This window comes from Pseudomonas chlororaphis subsp. aurantiaca (assembly GCF_013466605.1).
Classification (GTDB): Bacteria; Pseudomonadota; Gammaproteobacteria; order Pseudomonadales; family Pseudomonadaceae; genus Aquipseudomonas; species Aquipseudomonas chlororaphis_I.
This window is the reverse complement of sequence record NZ_CP059162.1, coordinates 2,817,088-2,833,555: the sequence shown is the minus strand read 5'-3', so window position 1 is coordinate 2,833,555 and position 16,468 is coordinate 2,817,088. Positions and strand designations below refer to the sequence as shown.

Sequence of the window (16,468 nt, the reverse complement as noted above, 5' to 3'; positions counted from 1 at the left end):
TGCATTTCAAATTTATGCGACCAGGCCCCTGGCCCGCCTCGCCCTGCCGCTCGCGTATCGGCGCCAAGGCAAGCTGGGGCATGAGCCGCTTTTGCTTCGATCTTTGCAGAGCCCGGGAGGCGGGAATGGGACGCCGCAGCCCTGCTGCCAAGCCACTGTGTATCGCAATGTATCTGCATGACCTCCCGCCACATAAGCTTGCATCCGCCCCGGGATTCGGACACAGGCCAGATACGTCACGGTCGTCAAATGCAACCCAGGTTGAAGGGGATCAGCCAGGTCCCCCGCCCGGCTAACAATCAATGGAGAGATCAGCATGAAGATGACACTGCGCAACCACACCATCGGCGCGTCGATCCTGGCCCTCACCCTGTTCGGCATCCTCGGCACGGCCCAGGCGCAGACGAGCACGGCGGCGCAAGCCGATGCGGGCAGCGGCACCACTTATGCCGCCCCTTCGCCGTTCGGCCCGCTGAAGCATGTCAACGCCGGGCTGCTGGACGTGGCGTACGCCGAAACAGGCCCCGCCGATGGCCCGGTGGTGATTCTGCTGCACGGCTGGCCGTACGACATTCACAGCTTTGATGAGGTCGCGCCCCTGCTGGCCGCCAAGGGTTATCGGGTGCTGATGCCCTATGCCCGCGGCTACGGCGATACCCGTTTCCTGTCGGCGAACACCCTGCGCAATGGCCAGCCGGCCGCGCTGGCCAGCGACGTCATCGACTTCATGGACGCGCTGAAGATCAAGCAAGCGGTGCTCGGCGGTTATGACTGGGGCGCGCGTTCGGCGGACATCGTCTCGGCGCTGTGGCCGGAGCGGGTCAAGGCGCTGGTGTCGGTCAGTGGCTACCTGATCGGCAACCAGGCGGCCGGGCAGAACCCGCTGCCGCCCAAGGCGGAATTGCAGTGGTGGTACCAGTTCTATTTCGCCACCGACCGCGGTCGCGCCGGCTACGAGAAAAACACTCACGACTTCGCCAAGCTGATCTGGCAACTGGCCTCGCCGCAATGGAAGTTCGATGACGCCACCTTCGAGCGCAGCGCCAAGGCCCTGGACAACCCCGACCATGTCGACATCACGGTGTTCAACTACCGCTGGCGCCTGGGGCTGGTTCAAGGCGAAAGCCGCTACGCCGCCCTGGAGCAGAAACTGGCCACGGCCCCGGCCATCGGCGTGCCGACCATCACCCTGGAAGGCGATGCCAACGGCGCGCCGCACCCGAACCCCGCGGACTACGCCAAGCGCTTCACCGGCAAATACCAGTTCCGCCTGATCAGCGGCGGCATCGGCCACAACCTGCCGCAGGAAGACCCGCAGGCGTTCGCCCAGGCGGTGATCGATGCGGATCGTCTTTGAGGCGGGCCTGATCGTCCTCGGCGTCAGGGCATGCCCTGGAAAAACCAACCCGGCGACGGGAGGGCCGTGAGTCCTCCTGTCGCCGGCAAGGGGTCAAACCGTGACGATCATGCAACCGATCGCACCGGACTCATGGTAGATGGCATGGCCATTGTTCTGCGCGGTGAAGCCGCGCAACGAGTGTTTGGCCACGTCGCTGTAGGCCAGGGAAACCACCCAGCGGGCATCGACCGGCCCGGTGTACTTGGCAATCTTCTCGATGTCCTTGCGGGTTTCCGCCAACAGCTTGTTGCCGGCATTGGTAGCGCTTTCGACTTTCACTTCGATGGCATAACTCTCGACGTTGTGCCGGGCCAGCACGTCGAGGTGCAAGGCCTGGTTCGGCGGTGGGTAAGGCACTTCACGAGCGACCCCCAGGTGGGCTGCGCGCAGCAGCATCAGAAACTCGACCTGGAACCAGACTTCCCAGGCCGCGCCGGTACTGATGGCGGCTTCGATGCGCGAGTGATCACTGAGGATGAGGTGGCTGAGTTCGGTGTTGTTCATCGTGCGTTCCCTCTGTTGGATGGTAGAGAGAGGAACGAATCGACGGCGCTGCTGTGAATAATGAACGCAAGGCCGGCATGCCTGCGCATGCCGGCCTCGCGGTTTTATTTGCCGATGGAAAGGATAGTGGCCGCGCCGCTTTCCAGGCGGAATGAGAAGGTCACCCGGTCGCCGATCGCCAGCCCTTGCAGCTGCTCCGCGGTCGCGGCAAAGGCCATGGTCATCGGTGGCCATTGCACGGCGGGGACGGCGCCGTGGGCGATGGTCACCCGCTGCTTCGCGGTATCGATGGCCTTGATCGTGCCCTCGGCGGTGGCCTGTCGAGCCTGCCGGGCCTCCTGCTTCATCGGCATGCCGTTCATGTTCATGTCGTCCATTTTCATGCCGGGCATGTCCTGCGCGTGGGCGGCGAGGGACAGCGCGGCCAGGGTGCCAGCAACAACGATCCGGATCGGTTTCATGGTTTTTTTCCTTGAGTGATGGAGGTAGCGGGAAGGTGCCGGCGGCGCATCAGGCGATAGGCCGCCGGTATGACGAACAGCGACAGCAAGGGCGCGGTGAGCATGCCGCCGACCATGGGCGCGGCGATGCGGCTCATCACTTCGCTGCCGGTGCCGCTGTCCAGCAGGATCGGCAACAGGCCGGCGATGATCACCGCCACGGTCATGGCCTTGGGGCGCACGCGCTGCACCGCGCCTTCGCGAATCGCCGCGAGCAACCCGCGCTCGCTGCCCTCGCCGGACTCCTGGCGTTCGGCCCAGGCGTTCTTCAGGTACAGCAGCATGATCACGCCGAACTCGGCGGACACCCCGGCCAGGGCGATAAAACCGACGCCGGTGGCCACCGACAGGTTGAACCCCAGCCAGTAGAGAAACCACGCCCCGCCCGTCAGGGCGAACGGCAGCGTGGCCATGATCAGCAAGGCCTCGTCGAAGCGGGCGAAGGTCAGGTACAGCAGCACGAAGATGATCAGCAAGGTGGCCGGCACCAGCCACGTGAGCCGGGCATTGGCCCGTTCGAGGAACTCGAACTGCCCGGAGTAGCCCAGGCTCATGCCCGGCTGCAAGCGCACCTGCTCGCTCACCGCCCGGCGCAGGTCGGCGACCACCGAGGCGAGATCCCGCCCGCGCACATCGACATACACCCAACCCGAAGGCCGGGCGTTTTCGCTCTTGAGCATCGGCGGGCCATCGCTGACCCTGACCCTGGCCACCGTGCCGAGGGTGATCTGGCTGCCCAGCGGGGTGTAGATCGGCAACTGCTCCAGCCCCCCCAGCGAGTCCCGCCAGTCACGGGGGTAACGCAGGCTGATCGGGAAGCGGGCCAGTCCTTCGACGGTCTCGCCGATGTTTTCACCGCCGATGGCGCCGCTGACGATCAGCTGCACGTCGGCGATGTTCAGGCCGTAGCGCGCGGCCGCCTGGCGGTCGATATCCACGTCGATGTAACGGCCACCCGTCAGGCGCTCGGCCAGCGCCGAGCTGACCCCGGGCACACCCCTGGCCACCCGCTCGACAGCCTGGGTCACGGCATCGATCTGCCGCAGGTCGCTGCCGGCCACCTTGACCCCGATCGGGCTCTTGATGCCAGTGGCGAGCATGTCGACGCGGTTGCGAATCGGTGGAATCCAGATATTGGTCAGCCCCGGCACCCGCACCACCCGGTCCAGCTCGGCCACCAGTTTTTCCGCGGTCATGCCCGGGCGCCACTGTTCCTGGGGCTTGAACTGGATGATGGTTTCGAACATTTCCAGGGGCGCCGGGTCGGTGGCGGTTTCCGCGCGGCCGGCCTTGCCGAACACATGCTCGACCTCAGGCACGCTCTTGATCAGCCGGTCGGTCTGTTGCAGCAGTTGCGCCGCCTTCTGCGCCGACAGCCCCGGCAGCGCCGAAGGCATGTACAGCAGGTCGCCTTCGTCCAGCGGCGGCAGGAACTCGCCCCCCAGGCGCGAGAGCGGCCATAGCGCGCTGAGAAACACCAGCAAGGCCACCAGCAAGGTCGCCCGGGGCCTGCGCAGTACCGCGTCCAGGGCCGGCTCATAGAGGCGGATCAACCCACGGTTCAGCGGGTTCTGCTGCTCGTTGGGAATCCGCCCGCGAATCCAGTAACCCATCAACACCGGCACCAGGGTCACCGACAGCCCCGCCGCCGCGGCCATGGCATAGGTCTTGGTGAACGCCAGCGGACCGAACAGCCGTCCTTCCTGGGCCTCCAGGGTAAACACCGGGATGAACGACAGGGTGATGATCAACAGGCAGAAGAACAGCGCCGGCCCGACCTCGGTCGCTGCCGCGGTGATCACCTGCCAGCGCTGTTCGCCCTGCAGGGTGTGCCCGGGGTGGGCCTGGTACCAGGCCTCGAGTTTCTTGTGGGCGTTCTCGATCATCACCACCGCCGCGTCGACCATGGCCCCCACCGCGATGGCGATGCCGCCCAGGGACATGATGTTGGCGTTGAGCCCCTGCTGGCGCATCACCACAAAGGCGATCAACACGCCGATCGGCAAGGAGATGATCGCCACCAGGGAAGAACGCAGGTGCCAGAGGAAGATCCCGCACACCAGGGCGACGACGATGAACTCCTCCAGCAACTTGTGGCCGAGGTTGCTCACCGCGCGATCGATCAGTTGGCTGCGGTCGTAGGTGGTGACGATTTCCACCCCCGCCGGCAGGCTGCGCTTGAGCTCTTCGAGGCGGGTCTTCACCGCGGCGATGGTTTCCCGAGCGTTCTTGCCACTGCGCAGAATCACCACGCCGCCCACCGCTTCGCCCTCGCCGTCGAGTTCGCCGATGCCGCGGCGCATTTCCGGGCCGAGCTGGACAGTCGCAACCTCGCCCAAGGTCACTGGCACCCCGCCCGCCCCGAGCTTGAGCGGGATCGCGCGGAAGTCATCGAGGCTCTTCAGGTAGCCGGAAGCCCGCACCATGAACTCCGTCTCCGCCATCTCCAGCACCGCGCCACCGGTTTCCTGGTTGGCCTTGCCGATCGCCGCGCCGACCTCGGCCTGGGTGATGCCGAGGCTGGCCAGCTTCAGCGGATCGAGCAGCACCTGGTACTGCTTGACCATGCCGCCCACGGTGGCGACTTCCGCCACGTTCGGCAGGGTCTTGAGTTCGAACTTGAGGAACCAGTCCTGCAGGGCGCGCAATTGCGCCAGGTCATGCCCGCCGCCGCGGTCCACCAGGGCGTACTGGAAAATCCAGCCGACCCCGGTGGCATCCGGCCCCAGCGCCGGCTTGGCGCTGGCCGGCAGGCGGCTCTGGACCTGGCTCAGGTACTCCAGCACCCGCGAGCGGGCCCAATACAGGTCGGTGCCGTCTTCGAACAGCACGTAGACAAAGCTGTCGCCGAAGAACGAATAGCCACGCACGGTCTTGGCCCCGGGCACCGAGAGCATGGTAGTGGCCAGCGGATAGGTCACCTGGTTCTCGACGATCTGCGGCGCCTGCCCCGCATAGGGCGTGCGGATGATCACCTGCACATCCGACAGGTCCGGCAGCGCGTCGACTGGCGTGCTCTGCACCGACCAGACACCCCAGGCGCTGACGAACAGCGTCGCCAGCAACACCAGAAAACGGTTGGCCACCGACCAACGAATCACGGCCGCGATCATGGCTGGCTCCCCGCGTTCTCCAGACGCTCGACCCGCAGACCGGTATCGGTCTGGCTCACCGCGAACCGTACGGTGTCGCCCACCTTGAGGTCCTGCATCAGGCCGGGATTGGCGAGAGGAAAGGTCATGGTCATGGCCGGCATGCCCAGGGTCTTGAAGGGACCATGGGCCAGTGTGACTTCCTGGCGGTCGATGGCCAGGATCTGCCCTTCGGCCTCATGCAGGACCGCTGCGGGTTCTGCCAACGAAGCGGCGACAATGCCCTTGAGGCTGGCTTCCGAGTCCAGCAGGAACTGCCCGGACGCCACCACCTGTTGCCCCTCCTCCAGGCCTTTCAAGATCGCCGTCTGGCCAGCGTTGTCCGGCCCTGGCTGCACCTCCACCGGGCGGTAGCGCCCTGCGTCTTCGGCGAGCATCACCAGGGTCCGGCGGCCGGTGCGAATCACCGCCTCGCTGGGCACCCACAACAGAGCTTGCCGGGTCGAACGCTGGAGACTGACCTGGGCGCTCATGCCCGGCCGCAGCCGACCTTGCGGGTTAGGCAACTCGACCCGCACACGCAGCGTGCGGCTATCGGCATTGGCTTCCGGAAGGATCGCGTCGACCTTGCCCGCGAACACCTCCCCCGGAAAAGCCGGCAAACGAGCCTCGGCCACCTGCCCGCTGACCAGCGAGCCGGCCTGCGACTCTGGAACCGCCACGGCCAGCCAGACGCTGTTCAAGCCGTTGACCCGGGCCAGGGTCTCGCCGGCGGCCAGGGTCATGCCCTGGCGGACGTTCAGCTCTTGAAGCACGCCGCCGATGGGGCTGCTCAGGGTCAGGTTCGGCTGGACCTTACCACTGCGCTCGACCTGGGCGATCAAGGCCGTCGGCATCCCGCTGAGGCGCAATCGCTGGCGGGCGGCCGCCAGCAGGCCAGCATCGCCACTGGCCCTGAGGGCGAGAAACTCCTCCTGGGCCGCCGCCCATTCCGGCACCAGGATGTCCGCCAGGGCCGCGTTGGCCTTGAGCAGATCCCCGGGAGCCCGGGCATACACCCGTTCGACAAAACCCGCGGTGCGCGGCTGAACGACCGCCACCTCGCGTTCGTTGAACGCCAGCACCCCGACCGCATCGACGCTGCTGGCCAACACCCCGCGCGTGACGCTGGCCAGGCGCAGGCCGAGGTTCTGGGCCAGGCCCGGATCGATACGCACCGCCGCGCCATCCCCTTGGGCTCCCTGGCTCTCGGCGTAGCGCGGAACCAGTTGCATGTCCATAAAGGGCGACTTGCCCGGCTTGTCGAACTTCTGCTGCGGGTACATCGGGTCGTACCAGTACAGCGCCTTGGGTTCGGCCGAGGCCTCCTGCCCGATCGCCACCGCCGGCGTTTCGCCGCTGTGCGGCTGGGCCAGCCAGTAACCACCCGCGACTCCCAGGGCCAGCGAGACGCCGACCACCGAAGCGACTTTCCAGATCGGCGAATTCATTGCGCACTCTCCCCATAGGCGAAATACAGGCGCGCGTTGGTCAGGGCACGCTGTTCCTCGACGTCGATCTGCTTGAGGCGGGCTTCGATCAGTTCGCGGCGGGCGGCGACCACCGCCGCCAGGTCGCCCTTGCCGGCGCGATAGCTGGCCAGGCTCAGGTCGACCTTTTCCCGGGCCAGCGGCACCAGGCTTTGCTGGTTGCGGCGCACCGCGCGATCCAGGCGCTCGTAGTCGGCCAACTGCGCTTCCAGTTGCTGGGCATGCTCCCGGGACAGGGCTTCGCGCTCGGCCTCCAGTTGGCTCAGCTCGGCCTGCCTGGCGGCGATCCTGGGGTTCTGGCGCGAGCCGGGAAACAACGGCAAGTCCCAGGAAAACTGCACGCTGACCATATCGCCGAACTCCCGGCCACGGCGCTGGTAGTCCAGCTCCCAGCTCCAGTCCGACTGCTTGTCGGCCTCGGCCTCATGAACCCGGGCCTCTGCCTCGCGGGTCATGGGCGCGAAGGCCGCCAGTTCGGGGTGGTGTTGCAGCTTGTGCACGTAGCCTGTGCTGTCCACCGGCCACTCGGGCAAGCGTCCCTCGGGCCGGTCGTTGGCGGCGGCGCCGATCCAGCGCTTGAGCGCGGCCCGGGCCTGGGCCCGCTGGCTGATCAGTTCATCCTCGCGCTCGGCCAGTTGCGCGGCCTCCTGGCGGGGCGTCACCGCATCCGCCGGTAACCCGCGGCCACTGGCGATCTGCGCGCGCACGGTGGCACCCAGCAGGCGGTTTTCCTCGTAGAGGTCCTGGAGCAGCGCCGCCTTGCGCTCCACCGAATAGCTGCCGATCCAGGCCAGGGCCGTGGCCTGGCGCACGTTCAGCAACTCCACCCGACGCTCGGCGGCGGCCCGCTCGACCGCTCCGGCGGCGACTTCGACGCGGGCCTTGCGCTTGTCGCTGTTGGGCATTTCCTGGCGGATCCCGACCATCTGCATGGTCATGAAGTCCTGGTCGAGGCGCCAGCGATCCGGGCCGCCAATGGGGTAGTTCTGTACCCCCAGCAACAGCTTGGGGTCGGGCAGTTCGCCGGCGGGGATGGCCGCGCTGCTGGCGGCCTGGATTTTCGCGTCCTGGGCGCTCAGCGACGGCGCGTTGTTCTCGGCCAGGCGCAACGCCTCGTCGAGAGTCAAGGCGCCAGCGAGGCTCGGCCAGACCAGCACGCCTGCCGCCAGGCCGGCCACGAGGGACCAGCCGGTGCAATAGCACTTGGGGTTCATGTTGACGATTCCTGTGATGAATCCCTGCGCGGCTCTTCAGACATGCGCGCAGATATGCCATCGCTTCAATAGGCGATGGGACTCAGTGTGGTACAGGAATCAGGCCCGGGGCGGTCGCCACACCCCGGAAGGGCTTTGCGCGGGCAGGAAATAGCTGGAGAACGACAGGACAACGGGGTGGGTCAGGGTCACGGCAGGCTTGACGATCGAGACTTGCAGCATGCCGCCGGTCTTGCATTCCTGGCCCGGCTTGCAGGGTTTGCCGTGCTCGGCCGGGCTTTTCATGTCGTTGCAGCAGTCCATGCCCATGTCGTCCATCATCGCCATGCCCATCGTCTTCATCGGGCAAGGTTCGGTCGGCGCCTGGACGCCAGCCATCCCGCTGAGGGGAAGCGCCAGGCTGATCAGGAAGACAAGACAAAACCGCAGGTAGCGTTTCATGGGAATGGAGTCTAGTGCTGGAGAACGACTCTTACAATTCGGGCCGGGGCATAAACAGGCAGCGGCTCCAGGCTCGGCGCGATATCAGCGTAGCCGGATTAAGCCAGGATTATCGAACAGGAAAAACAACCTGACAGGCCCATGCATGATCCCCGCAGAGCCCAAATCACAGCGGCAGCGAACAATCCTGAATCACCCGTTTCATCACCAGCGTCGAGGTCAGGCGCTGGACGCTGGGCAGCTTGGACAGGCGATTATCATAAAGCTGCTGGAAGGCCAGACCAGCGGCCTGGTGCCTGGAGTGAAGGAACGGGAAATCCTGGTCCGCATGCTGGCCGAGGGCAATCCTACCAATGGGGCGGCGGGCACGGGGAATGACCGGCCTTGAGTGAACCGCGCCTCGGACTCGCCCCTATCGATGTTCGGCCTGGGCTTACTCTTGCCAGATAATATCGACCGAGATCTCCCGCGCCGGAACCGTTCCTCTGTTCTCGAGCCAGTGCGTGGTGTCCCTGTCCTCGGGCCAGCCCAGTCCCGGGCCATAGTCCGTGTCGATGCCATTGCGATGGTCAGTGATGGTTCCTTCCAGTATGTAGACGACGCCTGGCCGGTCTTTATGGTTGTGAATCGGCCCGAATACACCTCCAGGCTCGATGGTCACCAGACGCATTCTGAGTTGGCGCCCGGCCATCCCCTCGATCTCGGGACCCAGGTCAACGGTTGCCAGTAACTGCACTGCAACCCCTTTGGTTTCAGGTGCCTCCTGTTCATTGCTCATGGCGCTCTCCTCTCTGTACCTACAGAGCCTCACTAGCAGTAGACACCCCTGAAAGGTGAGAGCTGCCGACAGGCGACAAAGGGTCGGACTCGGCTTTTCATGACAGGCAGGAATCGGTCGGAACGAACAGCCAATGCGGACAAGGATGGATCGACATCCTGCGCTCGGCTTCAGGAACCACAAATTTCATTCCCGGTGTGGTCGCCCCCGCTATCCGCCTTTAACTGGCGATGCAAAACCTGCACAATCGCCGGCTTTTTTTCGCGACAGGAAGTTCCCATGCAACGGATTGTAATTCTGGGTAATGCCGGGAGCGGGAAGTCCACCCTCGCCCGCGCCCTCGGCAAGCGCCGGAACCTGCCTGTGGCCCACCTGGACACACTGTTCTGGGAGCCCGGCTGGGTCGAACCCGACGCCGAGCAGTTCCGCGAACGGGTCCGCGCAGCGGTCGCACCGGCTGCCTGGGTGTGTGAAGGCAACTATGCCCGGCGGACCTTCGACCTTCGCCTGCCCCGTGCCGACCTGATCATCTGGCTCGATACCCCACGGCTCACCTGTTTCACCCGGGTGATCATACGCAGCCTAATGAACCGCCCCCGGCCTGACCTTGCCGCAGGCTGCACGGAAAAGCTCGACCGGGCGTTCCTGACCTTCCTGAACTTCGTGTGGAATTTCGACCGTGGCTACCGCCCGGGTATCGAGGCGGTGCGCCTGGCCATAGGCCCGCAGATTCCTACGCTGCACTTGCGCGGCACCCGGCAGATTGCCGCGTTTCTCGATAGCTTGCCGGCGACGCCTGAAGCCTGCCTTGAATGAATGCAAGATCGCCATCCCGGTACAACCGCTTTGGGCCGATAGCGACCAGTCACGCCTGACTGCCTAGACCCTTTGCGGTCGTTCGAGGGTGCCTGGGAAATCAGGGACGATTCAAAGTTTGATTTAGCCTCCCATACTTGCCAAAGGAGGGAATATCCCTGGCTGAATCCTTGGAGAGATTGGCTATATAAATAAACGCACATTGATATTATGAAGCGCGATTTTCGAACTATATGTAATACATTCGCAGTCACTTTCACGGAGGAACTTGATCTTTAATACAAGACATAACAATGCGCTTAAATCGCCCGCTTCGTTTGCAGGGACGAGCTAAAGCCCGCCCCTGAGCTTAATCGTCAGGTAGGGCGTTGAGATCCCCCGCGACTCAACGTTTATCATCTCTCGGGATAGTCGAAGGGAATTGCCATGAACAGATCATCGGATGTTATTCACTTGAGTAGCGTGACGTGCGAAGACGTTGAATTGCTATACAAGGAAAAGGAGAGGCATCTTCATGAGAAAATTGATGCGACCAGAGATGCTTACTTCGGGTTCATCTTCCCGATAAATCGCTCCGATCTTTCAGCGGTTTCAGAAGCATTCGAACTGGATTACAAAGTTGCGCATCTGATCTATAAGAAAAGCAAGGACTTTTCCACCTTCAAGGTTCCGGGCAGAAAGTTTGGTCAGCTCACAAACCATATATACGGTGCATCCATACTCGCCCTAAGAGGGAAAAGTCTTGATACGGGCCTAGAGTCGGTCTCTGATCGAAGTATCAACGAACTTGTCGCAGTAAACGAGGATGTAATTCTAGAAGTTGCAGGAGTGAGAGCATCCTGGTTTGGAAGAATATTCTTCCCTGCGCAAGCTTTTTCAAATGCAGTCTCTGTTTTTGGCGGCAACGTAAGTCCAGAAGCGCTTTATGCTCTCGCCAAGGATTACGGTTATGCCAGTGCCGCGGGCAGTCGCAATACGATCAGGGGCGATTTCGGTATTGCCCTGTGGTTAACCCTACTTGCCCGAGCGCCTTGAGCTTTATCAGCCGTTCGACATCCTCAACACCGACTGCTTAAATGGGCGCCCTTTCGTTTCAAGGGGCGCCCTTAAATGACTGACACCTTCCAGGGCAGCTGCCTGTGCGGCGCCGTTGAATACCAGCTCTCGTCCCGCCCCAAGGCGCTTTCCCACTGCCATTGCAGCCAGTGCCGGAAAAGCCATGGGGCGGCGTTCGCCAGTTATGGCAGTGTGTTGCGCAGCGACCTGCACATCGTTCAGGGGGCCGAGAGCCTCCAGTCCTATCGATCCTCCGAGTCGGTGCTGCGCCAGTTTTGCGGTCAGTGCGGTTCGTCGCTGTTCTGGTCCAGGGACCAGGGCGATCATGCCGACTGGATCTCGATCGCCCTGGGCACCCTGGATACGCCCTTCACCGCGGATAAACAGAAACACATTCAGGTGGCGTTCAAGGCTTCGTGGTACGAAATCCAGGATCATTGGCCGCAACACCCATGACGGCAATCAGGCAAAAACGGATGGCAACCGACGTAAGGCACGGCCAAACGCACCCACTCCGCCAGACGGCTCCAGGGCCAGGCGCGATACCCTCTAAGCTGAATAGAGCAGCATTGCAAACACGTTTCTACCGTCTTGATACAGGGGAACTGGAATGACCAGAACAGCAGTACGCCACTACTCGTCATGGATCCTGTTTTCCCTGCTCGCCATCAACCTGGCGCTGATAGCGGGATGTTCAAGCAAAACCGCCCAGTATCGATATTCGACTGCCAGCATCGGCTCGAACTGTTACGCCAAAGCGCTCCCCACTTCCGGCGAAGGCGGCCTGGCCTGGGGTTCCACCTTGGGCATGGCGCGCCAGAAATCCCTGAATAACTGCATCCGTTATGCCGGCCGCTCCGGCGGCACGCCCGGCACCTGCAAAGTGGTGTTGGCGGAGTGCAAGAAATAGCAGCGCGAAAGAAATAGCAGGAAGCTAGCGACGCGGGCCGTTCGGTTCCCAGGGTATCAGTTCATCCGGATGCCCTGCCCTCATCAGGTCGCCGTGGAGTTCGTTCCAGATGGCCTGGGCGGTTCGTAGCGCTATCGCGGCTGGCTGGTTTTGCAACGTGTCGTCCAGGTAATCTTCCGCCGCCAGCAAGCTACCGTTTGTGCCTTGCCGCACTTCCATTTCCGGGCTGGAGATGATCGTGCGCACGAGATCGGGGGGTGAGGTGTAGCGAATGAATATGGCTGGGGAGGCCGCATCGAGCTGGAATCGCTAAAGCTACGCTTGATTACTGTCCGACTACTTAGCCCCGGGCCGTTCTGCAGGACGCATTGCTGATAAGGAAATCGAGAAAACCGTGACTGACCGCGAGCAACTCCATCGACAGGGTTATGTGCTGCTGCGTCGGGTCATCCCGGCCGAATGGCTGGATGACTTGCGTGCCACGTTCGATGCGGGCGTGACGCCGTCGAACCAATGGCCCGTGCCCCGCGGCATGGACTGGCGCCATTCGCTGCTGGACGCCGCTTCGAAGGTCCAGGCGGTGTGCCGCCTGCCGCAGCTGCTGGCGGTGGTGGGCGAGTTGATCGGGGAACGTTTCTTCCTCTCCCAGGTGGAAGGTCGCGAGCCCCTGGCCGGTGGCGGCCATCAGCAGTTGCACCGCGACCTGTCGGCCCAACGGCCAGGCGACATAGCCAATGCCCTGGCTTTTCTCGACAACTACGGCCCCGAGAACGGCGCCACCCGTATCGTCTCCGGCAGCCATCGCCCCGATCCGGGAGAGCCGCCATTCGACCTCACCGACGAGTCGCGGTCCGTGCAGCTTTCAGGCTCCGCCGGCGACATCCTGGTGTTCGATGTCGATCTGCTGCATGCCGGCAGCCTGAACCCAAGCGGCGCACGCCGTCGCTCGCTCCTGATCAGCTATTTTTCCGAGTCTCTGTACCCATCTCATCTGGAAACCCTGGGCCTGCGAAATATCCGGATGGACACGAGCGAGCGCTTCGATCCGTTGGATAGGACTGATACCAGAAACGCATAGGCAGGCTAATTGCCCCGCCCACCGCCAAAGGACCATGCCTCTGCCTCGGTGGTGGTAATCACCACCATCACATCCTCGGCATCGATGCCCGGCGCCCGGCCCAGCCGCTCGACCAGGTCGCGATAGAAACGCCGTTTGGTCTCGACCGATCGAGGCCGGCCGGCGGTGATCGCGATCAGCACAAAGTCATGGCTGCGCGGGCCGCCCAGATAATCGCGGTCGAATATCAGCTCGCCCACTTCATGCTGGTGAATGATCTGGAAGCGGTCCGCCACCGGCACTTCGAAACGCTCGACCAGCGCCTCGTGCAGCCCCTGCGACAAGGCCTGCAGGTACTCGGCGGACTTTCCTCGGTGCAAGGAAATACGGGCAAAGGGCATAAGCGCTTACTCCTGTAAACCGAGGCTGGAACCCTGTAGATCGCTGAGCACCTTCAGCGCCGAGGCGGCCGTCGGCCAGCCGGAATAGAACGCCAGATGGGTGATCACCTCAGCCAACTCGTCGCGCCCCAGGCCATTGTCCAACGCCCGCTGCAGATGAAACGGCAGTTGCTCCAGGCGGTACAACGCCACCAGCGCCGCCACCGTCACCAGGCTGCGTTCCCGAGCCGGCAGTTGGGTGCGCTGCCAGATATCGCCGAACAGTACATCCCTGGTCAGGTCGGCGAATTTTTGCGCGTACTCAGGCTCTCGCCCCTGCCCCATCGCTGTATCCATGATGCTTCCTCGTTGAATAACCCAATGACGGGAGAAAAATATCAACTCGAAACCATCCCGAATATTGGATTTAATGGAAGCCACAATCCCGAATCAGTGGACTATTCGAATGCGCCGTCCGACCTTCGATCTCGATGTACTGCGTACCTTTGTCACCGGCGTGGAGTTCAACAGCTTCACCAAGGCGGCGGATCGACTCGGCCGCTCGACCTCCGCGGTGAGCGCCCAACTCAAGAAGCTCGAGGAGCAGATCGGCACGCCGGTACTGGCCAGGTCCGGTCGAGGGCTGGCCTTGACGCCCACCGGCGAGTCGCTGCTCAGCCATGCCCGCCGGCTCCTGGAACTGAACGACAGCATTTTCCAGACCCTGCATGAACAGCAGACCGCCGGGACGGTACGCCTGGGGTTGCAGGAGGACTTTGGCGAACACTTTCTCAGCGATATCCTCCGGCGCTTCGTCAAGGCCTACCCACGGGTGAATCTCGAAGTCAGGATCGCGCGCAATGCCGAACTGCTTGCCCTGATCGACAGCGACGGCCTGGACCTGGCGCTGGCCTGGGACACGGGGCAGCCATCGCCCCATGCCACGCGGCTGGGCGAAACCCAGATGCACTGGATCGGCGCGCGCGACATGCCGTCGCTGCCGACGGAGTCGCCGCTGCCGCTGATCCTGTTCGATGCCCCCTGCGTGCTGCGCAGTGCTGCTACCCAGGCCCTGGACGAGGCGCGTATTCCCTGGCGGATCGCCCTGACCAGCCCCAGCGTCGCCGGCATCTGGGCGGCCGTGGCGGCCGGGCTGGGGGTGACCTTGCGCACCCGCATCGGGCTGCCGAGCCATCTCGTCCCCATGCCCGGTTTACCCGCGGTACCGACCCTGGGTTATGTGCTTCATCGCGGCAGCAAGGACCTTACGCCGGCCACCCGGCAATTGGATGAGTTGATCCAGGCCAATCTGGAAGAACAGGCGTTCGGCTTCACCCCTATGAAGTAACAACGGTCTGTCCCCCAGCAATCTCCCCCAAGAAATGCCGTCGCATGAGCGGCTCTCCCGCTCGCCAGTTCGGGTCGACGAACGTCGCCCTCTCCTTCATCGCTGACATTTTTTCTGTCATTGGGGCGTTTAACAACACCCACAAATGGATCCATTAAAAACAAAACCAACAACTAACAGTCCGATAATCGCCCACAAATCAACCTTAACCCGCGCCTTCATCGTTGACACTTAAACACCGCCGCCCATTTAATGGATCCATTAAATAAAAACAATCACTCGCCTGGAGAGCCTTCCATGTACCCCAAGAACACTTGGTACGTTGCCTGCACCCCCGATGAAATCGCCGACAAGCCCCTGGGGCGGCAGATCTGCGGGGAGAAGATGGTGTTTTATCGTGGCCTGGAGGGCCGGATCGCGGCGGTCGAGGACTTCTGCCCCCATCGCGGCGCGCCGCTGTCGTTGGGTTATGTGGAAAACGGCAACCTGGTGTGCGGTTATCACGGCCTGGTGATGGGTTGCGATGGCAAGACCGTGGAAATGCCCGGGCAACGGGTGCGCGGCTTCCCGTGCAACAAGACCTTCGCGGTGGTCGAGCGCTACGGCTTTATCTGGGTCTGGCCCGGCGACCAGGCGCGGGCCGACCCGGCGCTGATCCATCATCTGGAATGGGCGGTCAGCGATGAGTGGGCCTACGGTGGCGGCCTGTTCCACATCCAGTGCGACTACCGCCTGATGATCGACAACCTGATGGACCTGACTCACGAAACCTACGTCCACGCCTCCAGCATCGGCCAGAAGGAAATCGACGAGGCGCCGCCGACCACCATGGTCGAAGGCGACGAAGTGGTGACCGCGCGGCATATGGAAAACATCATGGCTCCGCCGTTCTGGCGCATGGCCTTGCGCGGCAACGGCCTGGCCGACGACGTGCCGGTGGACCGCTGGCAGATCTGCCGCTTCACCCCGCCCAGCCATGTGCTGATCGAAGTTGGCGTGGCCCATGCCGGCCAGGGCGGTTATGCCGCGCCGGCGCACTCCAAGGCGTCGAGCATAGTGGTGGATTTCATCACCCCGGAGAGCGACACCTCGATCTGGTACTTCTGGGGCATGGCGCGCAACTTCAACCCGCGGGACGAGGCGCTGACCGCGAGCATTCGCGAAGGCCAGGGCAAGATTTTCAGCGAAGACCTGGAAATGCTCGAACGCCAGCAACAGAACCTGCTCGCCCACCCCACGCGCAACCTGCTCAAGCTGAATATCGACGCCGGCGGCGTGCAGTCGCGGCGGGTGCTGGAGCGCCTGATCGCCCAGGAACGCGCCGGCGAAGCGCAGCTGATCGCCACCACCACGACCTGAACCCTGCGCGGCATTTCCCCCGTGCTGCGCCCTGCCCTTTACCCAACAAAAGAAACAGAAGTGACCGCCATGGGCGGCAGCACTC

General features: G+C 63.4%; 17 protein-coding genes and 2 pseudogenes. 8 read left to right on the top strand and 11 right to left on the bottom strand.

Annotation, left to right across the window (positions count from 1 at the left end):
- Positions 1 to 316 precede the first annotated feature (316 nt).
- Positions 317 to 1,357, top strand: a complete 1,041-nt coding sequence (locus H0I86_RS13175) for an alpha/beta fold hydrolase (RefSeq protein WP_180925352.1) — start codon at positions 317 to 319, stop codon at positions 1,355 to 1,357.
- A 93-nt stretch (positions 1,358 to 1,450) separates the two neighbouring features.
- Here the strand turns inward: H0I86_RS13175 and H0I86_RS13170 are convergent, their stop codons facing one another.
- From H0I86_RS13170 to H0I86_RS13130, 8 genes and pseudogenes are all read right to left on the bottom strand, one after another.
- Positions 1,451 to 1,903 carry a hypothetical protein gene (locus tag H0I86_RS13170; RefSeq protein ID WP_023969055.1) on the bottom strand — a complete coding sequence of 151 codons (453 nt, stop codon included), beginning with the start codon at positions 1,901 to 1,903 and terminating at the stop codon, positions 1,451 to 1,453.
- Between the two features lie 104 nt (positions 1,904 to 2,007).
- A complete protein-coding gene (locus tag H0I86_RS13165) occupies positions 2,008 to 2,364 on the bottom strand; it encodes a copper-binding protein (protein ID WP_180925351.1) in 357 nt (118 codons plus the stop codon).
- Positions 2,361 to 5,516 carry an efflux RND transporter permease subunit gene (locus tag H0I86_RS13160; RefSeq protein WP_180925350.1) on the bottom strand — a complete coding sequence of 1,052 codons (3,156 nt, stop codon included), beginning with the start codon at positions 5,514 to 5,516 and terminating at the stop codon, positions 2,361 to 2,363. The genes H0I86_RS13165 and H0I86_RS13160 overlap by 4 nt, the downstream gene beginning before the upstream one ends.
- Entirely contained in the window at positions 5,513 to 6,985 is a 1,473-nt protein-coding gene (locus H0I86_RS13155) for an efflux RND transporter periplasmic adaptor subunit (RefSeq protein WP_180925349.1), read from the bottom strand. Before H0I86_RS13155 ends, H0I86_RS13160 begins: the two co-directional genes overlap by 4 nt.
- Positions 6,982 to 8,238 carry a TolC family protein gene (locus H0I86_RS13150; RefSeq protein WP_180925348.1) on the bottom strand — a complete coding sequence of 419 codons (1,257 nt, stop codon included), beginning with the start codon at positions 8,236 to 8,238 and terminating at the stop codon, positions 6,982 to 6,984. The genes H0I86_RS13155 and H0I86_RS13150 overlap by 4 nt, the downstream gene beginning before the upstream one ends.
- Positions 8,239 to 8,337: 99 nt before the next feature.
- A complete protein-coding gene (locus H0I86_RS13145) occupies positions 8,338 to 8,679 on the bottom strand; it encodes a hypothetical protein (RefSeq protein WP_180925347.1) in 342 nt (113 codons plus the stop codon).
- 166 nt (positions 8,680 to 8,845) lie between these two features.
- A pseudogene (locus H0I86_RS13140) lies at positions 8,846 to 8,956 on the bottom strand (AsnC family transcriptional regulator); the annotation flags it as partial.
- A gap of 156 nt (positions 8,957 to 9,112) precedes the next feature.
- Complete coding sequence (locus H0I86_RS13130; RefSeq protein ID WP_180925346.1) at positions 9,113 to 9,457, bottom strand: cupin domain-containing protein; 345 nt, start codon at positions 9,455 to 9,457, stop codon at positions 9,113 to 9,115.
- A gap of 279 nt (positions 9,458 to 9,736) precedes the next feature.
- Here H0I86_RS13130 and H0I86_RS13125 point away from each other — a divergent pair, with 279 nt between their 5' ends.
- The 4 genes from H0I86_RS13125 to H0I86_RS13110 all read left to right on the top strand — a co-directional run bounded on the left by H0I86_RS13125 (position 9,737) and on the right by H0I86_RS13110 (position 12,239).
- A complete protein-coding gene (locus H0I86_RS13125) occupies positions 9,737 to 10,273 on the top strand; it encodes a P-loop NTPase family protein (protein WP_180925345.1) in 537 nt (178 codons plus the stop codon).
- A 426-nt stretch (positions 10,274 to 10,699) separates the two neighbouring features.
- Positions 10,700 to 11,308, top strand: a complete 609-nt coding sequence (locus H0I86_RS13120; RefSeq protein WP_180925344.1) for a hypothetical protein — start codon at positions 10,700 to 10,702, stop codon at positions 11,306 to 11,308.
- Positions 11,309 to 11,383: 75 nt separating this feature from the next.
- Entirely contained in the window at positions 11,384 to 11,785 is a 402-nt protein-coding gene (locus H0I86_RS13115) for a GFA family protein (protein ID WP_180925343.1), read from the top strand.
- A 154-nt stretch (positions 11,786 to 11,939) separates the two neighbouring features.
- Positions 11,940 to 12,239, top strand: coding sequence for a hypothetical protein (locus H0I86_RS13110; RefSeq protein ID WP_180925342.1), 300 nt, complete (start codon positions 11,940 to 11,942; stop codon positions 12,237 to 12,239).
- 90 nt (positions 12,240 to 12,329) lie between these two features.
- Here the strand turns inward: H0I86_RS13110 and H0I86_RS32135 are convergent.
- Positions 12,330 to 12,530: pseudogene (locus H0I86_RS32135) on the bottom strand (FAD-binding oxidoreductase); the annotation flags it as partial.
- A gap of 103 nt (positions 12,531 to 12,633) precedes the next feature.
- Between H0I86_RS32135 and H0I86_RS13105 the strand changes: the two are divergent.
- A complete protein-coding gene (locus H0I86_RS13105; protein ID WP_180925341.1) occupies positions 12,634 to 13,317 on the top strand; it encodes a phytanoyl-CoA dioxygenase family protein in 684 nt (227 codons plus the stop codon).
- A gap of 5 nt (positions 13,318 to 13,322) precedes the next feature.
- Here the strand turns inward: H0I86_RS13105 and H0I86_RS13100 are convergent, their stop codons facing one another.
- Together H0I86_RS13100 and H0I86_RS13095 are read right to left on the bottom strand one after the other, a co-directional pair.
- Positions 13,323 to 13,697, bottom strand: coding sequence for a tautomerase family protein (locus H0I86_RS13100; RefSeq protein WP_180925340.1), 375 nt, complete (start codon positions 13,695 to 13,697; stop codon positions 13,323 to 13,325).
- 6 nt (positions 13,698 to 13,703) lie between these two features.
- Positions 13,704 to 14,033 carry a carboxymuconolactone decarboxylase family protein gene (locus tag H0I86_RS13095; protein ID WP_258019430.1) on the bottom strand — a complete coding sequence of 110 codons (330 nt, stop codon included), beginning with the start codon at positions 14,031 to 14,033 and terminating at the stop codon, positions 13,704 to 13,706.
- Between the two features lie 109 nt (positions 14,034 to 14,142).
- On the opposite strand from H0I86_RS13095, the gene H0I86_RS13090 reads away from it, so the two are divergent.
- Together H0I86_RS13090 and H0I86_RS13085 are read left to right on the top strand one after the other, a co-directional pair.
- Positions 14,143 to 15,024: a LysR substrate-binding domain-containing protein gene (locus tag H0I86_RS13090; protein ID WP_180925339.1), complete on the top strand. Its 882-nt coding sequence runs from the start codon at positions 14,143 to 14,145 to the stop codon at positions 15,022 to 15,024.
- A gap of 297 nt (positions 15,025 to 15,321) precedes the next feature.
- Entirely contained in the window at positions 15,322 to 16,383 is a 1,062-nt protein-coding gene (locus H0I86_RS13085) for a Rieske 2Fe-2S domain-containing protein (RefSeq protein ID WP_180925338.1), read from the top strand.
- The last annotated feature ends 85 nt before the right edge of the window (positions 16,384 to 16,468 follow it).

Coding starts and splice junctions, on each gene's coding strand:
- H0I86_RS13175 (WP_180925352.1), top strand. CDS start 317: ATGAAGATGACACTGCGCAACCACACCATCGGCGCGTCGATCCTGGCC.
- H0I86_RS13170 (WP_023969055.1), bottom strand. CDS start 1,903: ATGAACAACACCGAACTCAGCCACCTCATCCTCAGTGATCACTCGCGC.
- H0I86_RS13165 (WP_180925351.1), bottom strand. CDS start 2,364: ATGAAACCGATCCGGATCGTTGTTGCTGGCACCCTGGCCGCGCTGTCC.
- H0I86_RS13160 (WP_180925350.1), bottom strand. CDS start 5,516: ATGATCGCGGCCGTGATTCGTTGGTCGGTGGCCAACCGTTTTCTGGTG.
- H0I86_RS13155 (WP_180925349.1), bottom strand. CDS start 6,985: ATGAATTCGCCGATCTGGAAAGTCGCTTCGGTGGTCGGCGTCTCGCTG.
- H0I86_RS13150 (WP_180925348.1), bottom strand. CDS start 8,238: ATGAACCCCAAGTGCTATTGCACCGGCTGGTCCCTCGTGGCCGGCCTG.
- H0I86_RS13145 (WP_180925347.1), bottom strand. CDS start 8,679: ATGAAACGCTACCTGCGGTTTTGTCTTGTCTTCCTGATCAGCCTGGCG.
- H0I86_RS13130 (WP_180925346.1), bottom strand. CDS start 9,457: ATGAGCAATGAACAGGAGGCACCTGAAACCAAAGGGGTTGCAGTGCAG.
- H0I86_RS13125 (WP_180925345.1), top strand. CDS start 9,737: ATGCAACGGATTGTAATTCTGGGTAATGCCGGGAGCGGGAAGTCCACC.
- H0I86_RS13120 (WP_180925344.1), top strand. CDS start 10,700: ATGAACAGATCATCGGATGTTATTCACTTGAGTAGCGTGACGTGCGAA.
- H0I86_RS13115 (WP_180925343.1), top strand. CDS start 11,384: ATGACTGACACCTTCCAGGGCAGCTGCCTGTGCGGCGCCGTTGAATAC.
- H0I86_RS13110 (WP_180925342.1), top strand. CDS start 11,940: ATGACCAGAACAGCAGTACGCCACTACTCGTCATGGATCCTGTTTTCC.
- H0I86_RS13100 (WP_180925340.1), bottom strand. CDS start 13,697: ATGCCCTTTGCCCGTATTTCCTTGCACCGAGGAAAGTCCGCCGAGTAC.
- H0I86_RS13095 (WP_258019430.1), bottom strand. CDS start 14,033: ATGGATACAGCGATGGGGCAGGGGCGAGAGCCTGAGTACGCGCAAAAA.
- H0I86_RS13090 (WP_180925339.1), top strand. CDS start 14,143: ATGCGCCGTCCGACCTTCGATCTCGATGTACTGCGTACCTTTGTCACC.
- H0I86_RS13085 (WP_180925338.1), top strand. CDS start 15,322: ATGTACCCCAAGAACACTTGGTACGTTGCCTGCACCCCCGATGAAATC.